General features: G+C 61.8%; 10 protein-coding genes. 9 read left to right on the forward strand and 1 reads right to left on the reverse strand.

Annotated features, from left to right (window positions below; genetic code table 11):
- Positions 1 to 29 precede the first annotated feature (29 nt).
- Together ACTIGF_RS08435 and ACTIGF_RS08440 are read left to right on the forward strand one after the other, a co-directional pair.
- The gene (locus ACTIGF_RS08435) at positions 30 to 1433 is read left to right on the forward strand and encodes a hypothetical protein (protein ID WP_439636431.1); all 1404 of its coding nucleotides are present in this window, start codon (positions 30 to 32) and stop codon (positions 1431 to 1433) included.
- Between the two features lie 72 nt (positions 1434 to 1505).
- Positions 1506 to 1688: a hypothetical protein gene (locus ACTIGF_RS08440; RefSeq protein ID WP_439636432.1), complete on the forward strand. Its 183-nt coding sequence runs from the start codon at positions 1506 to 1508 to the stop codon at positions 1686 to 1688.
- 9 nt (positions 1689 to 1697) lie between these two features.
- On the opposite strand, the gene ACTIGF_RS08445 is transcribed toward ACTIGF_RS08440, so the two are convergent.
- A complete protein-coding gene (locus ACTIGF_RS08445; RefSeq protein WP_439636433.1) occupies positions 1698 to 2498 on the reverse strand; it encodes a DUF1295 domain-containing protein in 801 nt (266 codons plus the stop codon).
- A 168-nt stretch (positions 2499 to 2666) separates the two neighbouring features.
- Between ACTIGF_RS08445 and ACTIGF_RS08450 the strand changes: the two genes are divergently transcribed.
- From ACTIGF_RS08450 to gspD, 7 genes are all read left to right on the forward strand, one after another.
- Positions 2667 to 2996 carry an ArsR/SmtB family transcription factor gene (locus ACTIGF_RS08450; protein WP_439636434.1) on the forward strand — a complete coding sequence of 110 codons (330 nt, stop codon included), beginning with the start codon at positions 2667 to 2669 and terminating at the stop codon, positions 2994 to 2996.
- Between the two features lie 2 nt (positions 2997 to 2998).
- Positions 2999 to 3883: an MBL fold metallo-hydrolase gene (locus ACTIGF_RS08455; RefSeq protein ID WP_439636435.1), complete on the forward strand. Its 885-nt coding sequence runs from the start codon at positions 2999 to 3001 to the stop codon at positions 3881 to 3883.
- 10 nt (positions 3884 to 3893) lie between these two features.
- Positions 3894 to 4325, forward strand: coding sequence for a TIGR01244 family sulfur transferase (locus tag ACTIGF_RS08460; RefSeq protein WP_439636436.1), 432 nt, complete (start codon positions 3894 to 3896; stop codon positions 4323 to 4325).
- Between the two features lie 312 nt (positions 4326 to 4637).
- Positions 4638 to 7418: a hypothetical protein gene (locus ACTIGF_RS08465; protein WP_439636437.1), complete on the forward strand. Its 2781-nt coding sequence runs from the start codon at positions 4638 to 4640 to the stop codon at positions 7416 to 7418.
- Positions 7419 to 7504: 86 nt separating this feature from the next.
- Entirely contained in the window at positions 7505 to 10105 is a 2601-nt protein-coding gene (locus tag ACTIGF_RS08470) for a TonB-dependent receptor domain-containing protein (RefSeq protein ID WP_439636438.1), read from the forward strand.
- A gap of 201 nt (positions 10106 to 10306) precedes the next feature.
- Positions 10307 to 11155 (forward strand): type II secretion system protein N, encoded by an 849-nt coding sequence (locus tag ACTIGF_RS08475; protein WP_439636439.1) that lies wholly within the window; start codon positions 10307 to 10309, stop codon positions 11153 to 11155.
- A gap of 40 nt (positions 11156 to 11195) precedes the next feature.
- Positions 11196 to 13172: a type II secretion system secretin GspD gene (gene gspD, locus ACTIGF_RS08480; protein WP_439636440.1), complete on the forward strand. Its 1977-nt coding sequence runs from the start codon at positions 11196 to 11198 to the stop codon at positions 13170 to 13172.

Consider the following 13172-nt stretch of genomic DNA (forward strand, 5'->3'; position numbering starts at 1 on the left):
CCGGGGTGATTCGCTCCGGGAAGGGACTCATGGAGCTCGCCACCGCAGATGCTGTTCAACCCCGCGAGGGCGAGGCCGCGTTCATTCTGCAATTGCGACCGCCGGAAACCGCGAACGCGGACGCGCTGGCTTCAGGACTGGATCGCTTCACGTCTTTGTTCCTGGAGCGGGCGGTCAGCGACCAGGTGCGCTTTTCCCCGCTTGGCGCTCTGACCTGGGCGTTGTGCGCGCCGACTGAGCATGTGGACGATGTGGACGCCGCCTGTGATGAGCTGGCCAGCACATTGTTTGGTGACCCGGCGAGCGAGGCCGTCCATCTGGCGCGACAGCCAGACCAGCCCCGACAGGAAGATTACCGCATTCAGAACCAGGCGCTGTCTGATGAAGAGGGCGAAGCGGTGATGCAGGACCTGGCCGAACACGAATGGGATCTCGACGCAAAACCCGAGAGCGCAGATCCGGCTGCGGACCCGGATGAAGACAGCTTCGATCTGGATGACCCGACGATTGATCTTGATGCTTTTGACGCGTCTGAAGACGATGACTGGGATCTCGTCAAACCCATAGATGAAGACCCGGTCGTGATCCTTGATGAGGGCTCTGAAGACACTGAGCTTGAGGCTGAAGCTGAGGCTGAGCCGGAAGCTGAGCCGGAAGCTGAGACAGAGGTTTCAGACGCGTCCCTGACCGGTGAAGAGGCTGATTTCGAAGAGCAGGATCAAACCGACGCAGATGATGAAGCGAGCGCTGACGCGGAAGAAGAGTTTGAGCTGGCCGACGCGGGTGACGACAGCGCAGACGACGTGGACGTTGATGAGGGTGCGTTCGCTTTAGACGCGCCGGAAGACGCCAATGGCTCGCTCGACCACAGCGAAGATGATGACTTTGTTCTGGCGCGGGATGATCTGGATGACGCGGCGGACCTTGATGCGATGGCGCCGGACGCCGGACTCGCCAACGTGTTGGAAGATGCGCTCGACGAGATCAACGCCACCTCGCGCATCTGGGATGAAAATGCGGATACGGTCGATATTGATGACATCGCGGCCTCGGCGCTGCATGAGACCCGCCTTGGAAGTCAGGTCGACATCGCAGCTGAACTGAGCGCGTTTCGTGAAGAGATGAAAACGATCGCCCAGTCCATTCCTTCGGGCGGCATGGATGCGGCGCTGTCGGATTTCCGTGCGGGCCTTGAAACCTTGTCCGGTGAAATCGGCCAACGTGTTGATGGCGCGGCGCAGCGGATTGAAGCTGCGGTCGGCCAGCTGGACGTGAACCGCTATGACGCCGCCAGTCAGCGCGTGGAAAGCGCTGCAGCCTTGATGGAAACGAGCGTCCAGGAAGCCTTGCAAGCGCTCAAGAGCGCCAGCTCCGCAATGGCCACGCCGTCTGCGAGCGACATGTTTGAGGAAGAAGACCGGGATTCGGTCTGACCTGAACCTTTCCGCTTGTTAATGAACATCGCGTAATGTTAGTCTTTCCCCGTAAACGCCGGGGAGGGCGATATGCGGCTACTGGTAGTGATGGCGAGCGTCGGCCTGTTGAGTCTCGCACTCAGCGGCACTGCACTCTACGGGTTCTGTTCTGATATGTCGCAAGGCCGGGCGGAAGACGCCGTGCGCTTTGTGGAGCGCTTCCTTGAAAGCGCGCCTGACGGCTTCAACATCCCGCCCACACGCCGGACCTGATTCCTCGATTTAAGACTTTGATCTGGGCGGACGCGGCACAAACGCTGGGGTCCTTGCCTTGTAGCGCGCATAGTCTGGACGCCGGTCTTCAATGTCCGCTTCCTGGAGCGTGACGCCCGACAGTTTGAGCAGCGTAAAGGTCACAAAGACCGGACCAGGCAGGGCAAGCGCGCCCCAGCCGGTTTCCGCCGCGATCAGCCACAGCCCCCACCACACACACGCTTCACCAAAATAATTGGGATGCCGGCTCCAGGCCCAGACTCCGCTTTCAAGCACCTGCCCGGTGTTGGAGGGATCGTGTTTGAACCGGCTGAGCTGGGCGTCCGCGAGGCTTTCATACGCAATTCCGAACACGGCCAAAGCCGCTCCGGCATAGCCCAGAGCGCTCAACGACGCTTCGCTGGCGAACGCCTGGCCGAGCTGGACGGGCAGGCTGGTCAGCCACAACAGAACGGCCTGGGGCGCAAAAACGAACAGCGCCGTGGTCCGCGCATAGCTCCAGCCGCGCTTTTCGCGCACATCACTGAGCAACTTGGTATAGCGCCGGTCTGCGCCTTCATGCCGCCAGCGCATCAACAGATGCACGCCCAACCGCATCCCCCACAGGCCCGTGAGCCCGACGATCAGCATGTGTCGCCATGTCGCGCCCGGGCTGAGAGTGAAGCTCAGAACCGCGATCAGGACGATGGAGAACGCCCAGAAGGCGTCAATGAAACTGGGGTCGCGGTTGAATTGGGCGAGCGTCCAAAGCGCTGAAAATAATAGTAAAACAAAGCCGAGATTGAGGGTGAGCAGGAGGATGGGGTTCATTGGCTCGGCGACCTCCGGTCACGGGAAATGCGTCATTGACGCGAACGCGGTGCTCGCCTGCGTCATAGGATCAGAAAGTTCGACTGTGAGGAAGACTTGTCACTGGCGGCCAGGATTTCAATTATCAAAATACGAAAGTTCAAATCGAGTAGACAAGGGTCCCGATCCATGGGCGCCGAATTAGATCTGGTTGAGTTGCGCGACCGCGCGGATGAAGTCGCCAGCCTGATGAAAATCCTCGCTCATCCGGGGCGTTTGCTGGTGGCCTGCGAGTTGATGGAAGGCGAGTGCTCGGTCTCTGAAATCGAGTCGCGCACCGGCGTGCGCCAGCCCAACCTGTCGCGGGACCTGGCGCGCATGCGGGAAGCCGGCCTGGTCTTGCCGCGCCGGGACGCCAAGCACGTCTATTACAGCCTGGCGGATGTGCGCATCCAGAAGCTGGTGTCGGCCTTGTGTCAGGCCTTCGGCCCCCAGGTTTCCAAAGGAGGCGTTGTTTAAAGATGACAGATCCTGCTTCAACTCTGAATCCGACGGTCAAAGCCTTTTTCGACCCGGACACGTTCACGATCAGCTATGTGGTCTCAGATCCGGCCACCTCGAAAGCGGCGATCATTGATTCCGTTCTTGATTACGATCCCAAGTCGGGACGCACCGCGCATAAAAGCGCGGACGCCGTCATCGCTTATGTGAAAGAGCATGGGCTGGATGTGGACTGGGTGCTGGAAACCCATGTTCATGCCGATCATTTGTCCGCGGCGCCTTATCTGAAAGCCCAGCTGGGCGGACAACTGGCGATCGGCGCCAATATCCGCGCCGTTCAGTCGGTTTTCGGTGATGTGTTCAACGCCGAGGATGCGTTCCGGCGTGACGGCTCCCAGTTTGACCATCTCTTTGAAGACGACGAACGCTTCTTCATCGGCAAACTCGAAGCGCGCGCCATGCATACGCCGGGGCACACGCCGGCCTGCATGACCTATGTCATCGGGGATGCGGCCTTTGTCGGCGACACCTTGTTCATGCCGGACTTTGGCACGGCGCGGTGCGACTTTCCCGGGGGTGATGCTCGTACGCTATATCGCTCCATCCAGAAAATCTTCGCCCTGCCTGACGAGACGCGCCTGTTCATGTGCCATGACTACAAGGCGCCGGGACGGGATGAATACGCCTGGGAAAGCACGGTGGCGGAGGAGCGAGACTCCAACATCCATGTCGGCGGCGGCGTAGATGAAGACAGCTTTGTCGCCATGCGCGAACGGCGTGACGCGACGCTGGACATGCCCAATCTGATTTTGCCCAGCGTGCAGGTGAATATGCGCGCCGGTGAATTGCCGCCCGCCGAGGATAATGGCGTCCATTATCTGAAAATCCCCTTCGACGCGCTTTAGGAGCGAGACGATGGCCTGTGTTCCGGTAACGTCTGACTTCTTCATTTCGGGCCAGATCACGCCCGACCAGGTGCAAGCGTTCGCCGATCAGGGTTTTACCGCGCTGATCAACAACCGGCCGGACGGCGAAGAGCCGGGGCAGCCCTCTTCAGCGATGATCGAGGCGGCGGCTCGTGCTGCGGGCCTGGACTATTTGCACGCTCCCATGCAGGGGGCGCAGATCCGTGAAGACGACATCACCCAGATTCATCAGATGACCCGACAGGCGTCCGGAAAAGTGCTGGGCTTTTGCCGTTCTGGCGCGCGTTCCATGCTGGGATGGGCGCTGGCTCAGTCGCAAGACCGACCGGCGGATGACGTGATCGCTCTGGCGCGAGCGGCGGGACATGACCTGTCGCCGTTCTGCAGCGCGTTCGAGACTCGTTACGGATTCGGAGCCTGAGACGTTTCTCGTCAACGGTGAAAACGCCCTTCGTCATCCAAACTTCACAAAAGCCTTAACGAGACGTGCATAGGCGCCACACTCGCGTGAGCGCCAGTCAGGGCTGGTGAATGCGTGCGTTCTTCAGGGGCGGCGCATGTGTTCGATGCGGGAATGAACCGCCTCAAAAAGCGTGTCACGGCTTCGTCACGCAATTGAGAACCCTACGTAACAATCTTGCTGTCTTTTCACCTCCCGAGCGACCGCCTGTGCTTGTAGCCAGCGCGGCGTGTTTTGAGTGTTGCGCCACATAAAGTCCCTCGGGGGGTTCTGATGAAAGTTCAAATGTCCAAGCTGAAACTGCTGCTTGCAGGTGCGTCCTTCGCCGTGATCGCTGCGTGTTCGCAAGGATCCGATATCGCTTCTCCTGGCCCGTCGGCCCCTGGCACGCCTCCGGGCGGCGGCGGCAATGGCGGTGGCGGCAATGGCGGCACGGTTTCGTGCCCGACCGGCTTCACCCAAACCGGTTCTGTCGGCGATTTCACGGCTTGTGAAGTCAGCGGCCAGATCCTGTCGAACCTGACCCTGGAAGCTGTTGATGGCGTCGCTTATCGCATCAACGGCCGCATTGATGTCGGCGCGGATATCGGCGCAGACGGCAACAAGGCGGGCGGCCAGTCCGCACGCCTCACCATCGAGCCGGGCGCAGTCGTCTACGGCGCTTCGGGCGCTGACTATATCGTTGTGAACCGCGGCTCGCAGATCGAAACGCTGGGCACCGCTACTCAGCCGGTCATCATGACCAGCCAGGCTGACATTGAGCGTCGCGCTGCTGACGCCGACGACCTTGGCGGTTCGAACACTGCGGAATGGGGCGGTCTGGTTCTGCTCGGCCAGGCGCCGATCAACCGCTGCCTGAGCGCCGCGGCCGCACCGGGCACCGTCGCTTGCGAAAACATTGTGGAAGGCGTGACCAACCCTGACGCCATTTACGGTGGCGACGACGCCAACGACAATTCAGGCATCCTGCGTTACCTTCAGATCCGTTTCGCCGGCTTCGCGATCAACACCGCGGGCAACGAGCTGAACGGCATCACCTTCGCCGGCATCGGCGCAGGCACCGAAGTCAATCACGTCCAGGTCCACAACAACGAAGATGACGGCGTCGAGTTCTTCGGCGGCAACGTCAATGTGAGCCACCTGGTTCTGACCGGCAACAAAGACGACTCCATCGACACCGATAACGGCTACCAGGGCAACATCCAGTTCGCGATCGTTGTTCAGAATGACGATATCGGCGACAACATCGTGGAAGCCTCCAGCGTCGCCCCGGGCGCCCTGCCGGCCTCTGACGCGACGATCTCCAACTTCACCTTTGTTGGTAATCGTACGAACGCCTTCCGCCTGAACACCGGCACCGTCGGCACCTATGTGAACGGCGTCGTTGATTACGGCAAAGAATGCTTCCGCTGGCAGGACAGCGCTGGCGACGGCAACACCAGCTTCAACGCAGCGACCGATCCGAGCTTCCGTTCGGTTCTGTTTGATTGCGACGCGGGCGTGGCCACGTCCAACTCTGTCGCAGGCGTCCCGGACGCAGCGATTGCTGCGGACAGCAACAACCTCCTGGGCTCCAACTCGCTGGCCTCTCGCCTGTTCCCGGGTCCGGTCGAGCAAGGCATCACGCCGGTCGATCCGACCACGCTGGGCTCCTTCTTCCAGTCGGCCAGCTATGCCGGCGCATTCAGCGCGTCTGAAACCGAGACCTCCAACTGGGCGTCTGGCTGGACCTTCGGCCTGTTCCCGGAAGCTGCTTGCCCGACGGGCACCGCGGATACCGGTCTTGAGCTGAATGGCGAAACCATCTGCCGCGTTTCCGGTGTTCTGACCGACGATCTGCGCCTGACGCGCGGCAACGTCTACGAAATCTCCGGTCGCGTGGATGTCGGCATCGATGTCGGCGCTGACGGCTCCGCCGCTGGCGGCGACACTGCGGTGCTGACCATCGAATCGGGCGTGACCCTGTTCGGCGACAGCGGCGCTGACTACATCGTGGTCAACCGTGGCTCCCAGATCTTCGCAAACGGCACCCGTGAAAACCCGGTGATCCTCACCTCTGAGAACGATCTGACCGGCAACCAGGTTGATCCCGACACCGCAACCGCGGAATGGGGCGGTCTGGTGCTTCTGGGCCAGGCGCCGATCAACCGCTGCCTGAGCGGCTCGGCGACCCCGGGTACGGCGGCTTGCGAAAACATCGTTGAAGGCGTGACCAACCCGGATGCGCGTTACGGCGGTGCAGACGCAGACGACAATTCCGGCGCTCTGCGCTTCATGCAGCTGAAATATGCCGGCTTCGCGATCAACACCGCGGGCAACGAGCTGAACGGCATCACGTTCGGCGGCATTGGTCGCGGCACCACGGTCGAATACGTCCAGGTCCACAACAACGAAGATGACGGCGTCGAGTTCTTCGGCGGCAACGTCAATGTTCGTCACCTGGTCCTGACCGGCAACAAAGACGACTCCATCGACACCGATAACGGCTATCAGGGCAACATCCAGTTCGCGATCGTTGTTCAGAACGCTGACCTCGGCGACAACATCGTGGAAGCGTCCAGTGCCGGTAACGGCGTTACGCCGCTGTCCAACGCGACGATCTCCAACTTCACCTTCATCGGTAACCGCACCAACGCCTTCCGCCTGAACACGGGCACTGTGGGCCGCTACCTCAACGGTGTGGTCGACTACGGCAAAGAGTGCTTCCGCTTCCAGGACAGCGCGGGTGACGGCGTCGCCGGCTACTCCCTGGCCAACGATCCGCGCTTTGACTCCGTGCTGTTTGATTGCGATGGCGGCCTGGCCACCTCGAACTCTGACGCAGCTGCGGCTCAAGGCGCAGTGGATCAGGGCAGCAACAACACCACCGCTGTGGCTTCATCGCTGACGGGCGTCTTCGTGAACGGCACCGCCGAGACCGCAGCGACCGTGTTCGACGCCAACGCTCTGGATAGCTGGTTCGAGCCGGTCACCTATATCGGCGCTGTCGAGAACGGCTCTGACCGCTGGTGGGCTGGCTGGTCCTGCGGCCTGGAAGCGTCCTCTCCCTGCTAAGCGCATTTGAGCGCGGGCCGTCGACGCAAAGCGTCGGCGGCCCCGCCTTCTGCAGCCTGCTGGTGACGACCTGACAAAAGGTTCTGATGATGAATACGATGAAACTCATGCGTGGAGCGCTGCTCGCCTCGAGCGTTCTCCTCGCCCCGTCCGCGGCCTTCGCGCAGCAGACGGATCAGGAGGCGGCCTCCGCCTCCAACCAAGTCGAAGACGTGGTGGTCGTGCGCTACCAATACGTCCCCGAACCCCAGCGTCGCACCTCTCAGGTTGCGAGCTTTCTGTCTGCTGACGACCTGGCCCGGACAGGCGATTCCGACGCCGCCGCCGCTCTGGCGCGCGTCAGCGGTCTGAGCATTGTCGGCGGCCGTTTCGCCTATGTGCGTGGTCTCGGTGACCGGTACTCCTCGTCCTTGCTGAACGGATCGGTGCTTCCGAGCCCCGAACCGCTTCGCCGGACTGTGCCGCTGGATCTGATCCCGTCCGACCTTCTGGACGGCATCGAGGTTCAGAAGACTTACTCCGCAAACCTGCCGGGCGAGTTCGGCGGCGGTCTGATCAATATGAGCACCGTGCGCCGCCCCGATGAGGACTTTTTCAGCCTCAAGGCCGGCGTGTCCTACAACAGCGAAGCCACGTTCCAGGACGGTCTGACCCATGCGGGCGCGGATCAGGACTGGACCGGCTATGATGACGGCCTGCGCAGCATGCCGTCTCCGCTGTCGGATCTGATCGCCTCGGGCCAGCCGCTCAACAGCCAAAGCGATGACTATATCGAAAACGCTGGCGAGAGCCTGACCAATTCTCCGGTCAACGTCATCCAGAACACCGAATACCTGCCGACCGGCTCGTTCAGTTTCGAGGCCGGCGCCTCGCGTATGCTGGGCCAGCTTGAAGTGGGTGTTGTGGCGACCGCTGGCTATGACAGCGACTGGTCATACCGCGAAGCCAGCCGCCAGCGCGTGCTGGGCGGCATCATCGGTAACGACCAGACGGCGGCAGAAGGCCGTTTTGAAGCCGCCACGAACGCTCTGGTCGCCCTGTCTGCGGGTCTGGACAACCATGAAGTTCAGGGCCTCGTCTTCTATTCGCACGACACTGACAAGCGCTCTGAAATCACCACTGGCACGGACTTTAACGCGCCGGGCGCGACGGGTGAGATCCATGACGAGCAGACCGGCTGGTATGAGCGCGAGCTCACCATGTTCCAGCTGAACGGCGAGCACGTGTTCGGTGATCTGGAACTGAGCTGGCGCGGCGCTTATGCGGAATCCACCCGCGACGCGCCTTATGAGCGCACGCTGCGTCGCTTGATCGATCCTGCGACGGGTCAGCCGAGCTATCTCGTGGCCAACAGCTACGACATCCGCTTCAGCGATCTGACCGATGAAGCCACCAGCTTTGGCGGCGACGCGGTCTACAATCTCGATCTGATGGGTTGGGACACGGTTCTTTCGGGCGGTTTCGACACCTCGAGCACCGAACGCGAGTACAATCTGTACACCTTCCGCTTCGTGGGCGGCAACTCGCTGCCCGACGATGTGCGTGTGGCGCGTCCTGACTTCCTGTTCTCGCCGGACAACATCGCGCCGACGCGGTTCATCCTGCAAGAACTGTCCACCACGAACGACTCCTATACCGGCAAGCTGGACGTGGATGCGTACTACGCCCAGGCCGATGTGGAGTTCACCGACTATATCCGCGCCACCTTCGGCGTGCGTCGTGAAGAAGCGACCCAGTCGGTGCAGACCTTTGATCGCTTCGGCAATCTGGGCGCGGGCACGGTCGATCTTGAGAACGACTACACCCTGCCGGCCTTCACCGGCACCTGGACGTTCGCTGAGAACCTTCAGCTGCGGGTCGGGTATTCGGAAACCATCGCACGCCCGCAGTTCCGTGAACTGGCGCGTTCGAGCTATTTCGATCCTGAATCCGGCCGCGCCTATCGCGGTAACTCGGGCCTCGTGGACACCGAGTTCAAGAACTATGACGCGCGTGTGGAATACTATCTGGGCCGCGATCAGTTCATCACCGGCGCGGTGTTCTACAAAGAGCTGACCAACCCGATTGAAGAAGTGCAGTTCTCGACCTCGACCTTCGTGTTCGAAACCACCTTCATCAACTCGCCCAAAGCTGTCGTTCAGGGCATCGAGCTGGAATATCGCACCCAGTTCAACATTCCGGGCGACATCTTCTTCCTGTCGGACCGCGATTGGCGCTTCGGCATCAACTACACCTACACCGACTCAGAAGTTGAAGCGGGCGCTGGCGATCTGATCTTTGATCCGATCAGCCAGAGCTTGCAGGCGGCCTCGACCTATAATCTCGACGGGTCTGTGCTGCAGGGAACGCCTGAGAACATCATCAACGCACAGCTGGGCTGGGCGAGTGATCAGGACGAGTTCAACCTGCTTCTCAACTGGGTGGATGACCGCGTTCTGCAACGGGGTCTGAGCCAGCCTGGCGCCGAGCTTCCCGACGTGATGGAAGATCCGGGCGTGATCCTGGACGCCACTTATCGCCGGGACCTCAACTACATCTATGAGGGCCTGTCGCTGAGCATCAATGCACGCAACCTGCTCGATGAAGATCACATCGAGTATCAGGTCAGCGAAGGCATTGGTGAGACCCAGTTCAACACCTATGCCCGCGGGCGCTCCGTGTCTGTCAGCCTGACGGCGCGGTTCTAGGACGATTGACGGGGCGGCCTTGCGCCGCCCCGTCATGACATTGACGATCCTACACGGATGCAAGCGGGCGGACCTTATGGTCTGCGCGCTTGTCTCTGCTTTCAGAGCGTGCCGTACACGCGGGACGCGAAATCACGGGTTCGCGTCGATCCAACGTCCGTGTACGATGCACCATCCCGCCGCAGAGGCCTGAACGCACAGATGCTTACCGCACACGCCAGCAAGACCGCAGCCAGCAGACCCGAGGCGAACTCGAGTCTTGCCTTGCTGCGTCACGCTGTGGAGGCTGTGCTGGTCATCGTGATTGCGTTGGTCGTGTCGCAGGCGGTCTGGTTTGGATTGTATGGTTCTGACGCCTTGCGCGCGGATGTCAGCCCCTTGAGCGGCGCAGCCCGGTCCGCAGCGTCTGCGCCGCACACAATCGGCGATCTGAGCGGCGTGTTCGCCCCTCTTGCGCAGAATACGGCGCCCGTCGCTCCGGAAAGCCGGCTCGGCTTCACCTTGCGCGGGGTGCGCGTCGGCGCGGCGCCCGGTGACGGATCCGCCATCATCGACATTCCCGGCGAAGGTCAGCTGCGGGTCGCCGCAGGTGAAACCCTGAGTGCGAACATCGTGCTGGAGGAAGTTCACGCCGACAGGGTGGTGATCAATCGCCGGGGCGTGCTTGAAAGCCTGTTTCTGACCGATGCGGGCCGCCGCCGCGCCCAGTCCGGCGCAGCGCCGCCGGCCGCCGCCGCGTCCATCGCGCCTGAAGGCGCGAATGTGCAGATGAGCGAACGGGAAATGGCCCATGGCTGGCTGTCGAGGCTGAGCCTTGAGCCGGTTTATGAAAACGGCGCGGTGCGCGGCTTGCGCGTGGACGGCGACACGGGTCAGCTCTCCAATCTGGGGCTTGAGCCCGGTGATGTGGTGCTGAGTTTGAACGCGGCGCCGCTCACCAGCGAAGCCGCGGCTGTGCGCGCTTTCGCGCTTTTGGAATCCGCCGATATGGCGGTTGTGCGCATCTGGCGCGACGGCGAAGAAATCACTGTGGAAACGTCGCTGCGTTAGCGGCGCTCTAGGGGACTGGCCAAGCATCATGCAGGCGATCATGACATCATTTTCCGGCATCGCGACAGCGATGGTTCTAGCGTTTGCGGCCCTGGCGCCGGCTTACGCTCAATCCTCTGGCCAGACCCTGAATTTCCGTGAAGCCGAAATCGGCGCGGTGATCGACGATATGGCCTTGATGACCGGCTATACCTTCGTCGTTGACCCCGAGGTGCGCGGCCGGGTGTCCATCGTCTCGCAAACGCCTTTGACCTCTGATGAAGCCTTTCAGGTGTTTCTCTCCACGCTGCGGGTGAACGGATACACCGCCCTGCCGATGGCGCCGGGCGTCTATCAGATCATCCCTGCGACAGACGGCGTGCGCATGGGCGCGCCTCTGTCCGCGTCAGGGTCTGACTCCGTCGTGCTGAGCTCGGTGTACCGCCTGCAGAACGCCGCCGCGCTGGATGCGGTGCGCGCGATCGTGCCCATGCTCAGCGAGTATGGCGCAGCCAATTCCATCGCATCGGGCAATCTGGTGGTGATCGTGGATTTCGTCTCCAATGTGCGCGCCATCGAGGCGGCGTTGCGTGAAGTGGATCGTGACACCTCAACAGTCGAAATGCTGACGCTGGAGAACGTTCCCGCGGAAGAGATGGCGGAGATTATCGGGCGGCTTCAGGTGCGCTCTCAAAGTTCTGAGAGGGAGGCGCCCGCCAATATCACCATGGCGGCGGTGCCGTCCTCGAACGCCTTGTTGTTGCGCGGCGAACCCGCGGCGGTGGGCGAGATGGTCTCGCTGGTGCGCCGCATTGATGCGGTCAGCGCCTCCAACCAGACTTTCCGCGTTGTGGCGCTGAACCATGCTCGCGGTGATGATCTGCTGCCGATCCTCGAGCAGTTCACCGAAACCATGAACGCGTCTGACACGGGCGGGCGTCCTGTCTCCATCGCGCACCATCCCGCGACCAACGCCATCATCATGAACGCAGATCCGGACGTGCTGCGCGACCTTGAACAGGTCATCCGCCGCCTGGACGTGCGCCGCCCTCAGGTTCAGGTGGAAGCGATCGTCGTTGAGATATCTGACCAGACCGCGCGCGATCTGGGCGTCCAGTTTCTGCTGGCGGGTGATGGCGATGACGCCACGCCCTTCGCCTATACCCGCTACGGCTCGACCCGGCAGCCGGACCTTCTGGCGCTGACCGGCGCGCTTCTGACCGGCGGGCTGACATCGGACGGTGACTCGACCAGCAGCACGGATGTGAATTTGCGCAATCTGGCGCTGTCCTCGCTGGTGAACGCCCGCGGCGGGGCCTTCGGGTTTGGCGGCGAGCTGAATGACGGCTCGCTGTTCGGCGTCATCGTCAATGCGCTCGATACGGATTCAGATTCCAACGTGCTCTCCAAACCTCAGCTGATGGTCCTCGATAATGAGGAAGCCAATCTGATGGTGGGCCAGGAAATCCCGATCACCACGGGCGAGGCGTTGGGCTCGAACAATGCCAACCCCTTCCGTCAGATCGAACGCGAAAGCGTCGGCGTGCAGCTCTATGTCCGCCCCCAGATCAATGACGGCAACGCCATTCGGCTTCAGATCCGTCAGGAGGTCTCCTCGGTGGCCGGTCCGGTCAGCGCAGATTTCGTTGAACTGATCACCAATCAGCGCAAGATCGAGACGACCGTACTGGCCGATGATGGCGAAATCATCGTGCTGGGCGGTCTGATCGAGACCGACGAGCAGGAAGCGGAAAGCGGCGTGCCGGGGCTGAGCCGTATTCCGGGCGCGGGGCGTCTGTTCCGCAATGACAGCCGCTCCACCACGCGTCGCAATCTGATGGTGTTCATCCGCCCCACCATTGTGCGGGACGCGGCGAGCATGCGCGACGTCACCCGCAGCAGCTATGATTATGCGGTCGGCCAGCAGCGTGACGCCACGGGTGGCGAGTCCAGCCTTGAATCCATTGTGGACATGATGATGGGCGGCGGCGACCCCTTCGCGCGTCCGTTGCCGGACGCGGATGCGGGGCAGGAGTAA

The organism is Oceanicaulis sp., from assembly GCF_051859625.1.
In the GTDB taxonomy this organism is placed as follows: domain Bacteria; phylum Pseudomonadota; class Alphaproteobacteria; order Caulobacterales; family Maricaulaceae; genus Oceanicaulis.

What these genes read in the sequence shown, in the direction of transcription:
- ACTIGF_RS08435 (WP_439636431.1), top strand. Translation starts at nt 30, where the DNA reads ATGGAGCTCGCCACCGCAGATGCTGTTCAACCCCGCGAGGGCGAGGCC.
- ACTIGF_RS08440 (WP_439636432.1), top strand. Translation starts at nt 1,506, where the DNA reads ATGCGGCTACTGGTAGTGATGGCGAGCGTCGGCCTGTTGAGTCTCGCA.
- ACTIGF_RS08445 (WP_439636433.1), bottom strand. Translation starts at nt 2,498, where the DNA reads ATGAACCCCATCCTCCTGCTCACCCTCAATCTCGGCTTTGTTTTACTA.
- ACTIGF_RS08450 (WP_439636434.1), top strand. Translation starts at nt 2,667, where the DNA reads ATGGGCGCCGAATTAGATCTGGTTGAGTTGCGCGACCGCGCGGATGAA.
- ACTIGF_RS08455 (WP_439636435.1), top strand. Translation starts at nt 2,999, where the DNA reads ATGACAGATCCTGCTTCAACTCTGAATCCGACGGTCAAAGCCTTTTTC.
- ACTIGF_RS08460 (WP_439636436.1), top strand. Translation starts at nt 3,894, where the DNA reads ATGGCCTGTGTTCCGGTAACGTCTGACTTCTTCATTTCGGGCCAGATC.
- ACTIGF_RS08465 (WP_439636437.1), top strand. Translation starts at nt 4,638, where the DNA reads ATGAAAGTTCAAATGTCCAAGCTGAAACTGCTGCTTGCAGGTGCGTCC.
- ACTIGF_RS08470 (WP_439636438.1), top strand. Translation starts at nt 7,505, where the DNA reads ATGATGAATACGATGAAACTCATGCGTGGAGCGCTGCTCGCCTCGAGC.
- ACTIGF_RS08475 (WP_439636439.1), top strand. Translation starts at nt 10,307, where the DNA reads ATGCTTACCGCACACGCCAGCAAGACCGCAGCCAGCAGACCCGAGGCG.
- gspD (WP_439636440.1), top strand. Translation starts at nt 11,196, where the DNA reads ATGACATCATTTTCCGGCATCGCGACAGCGATGGTTCTAGCGTTTGCG.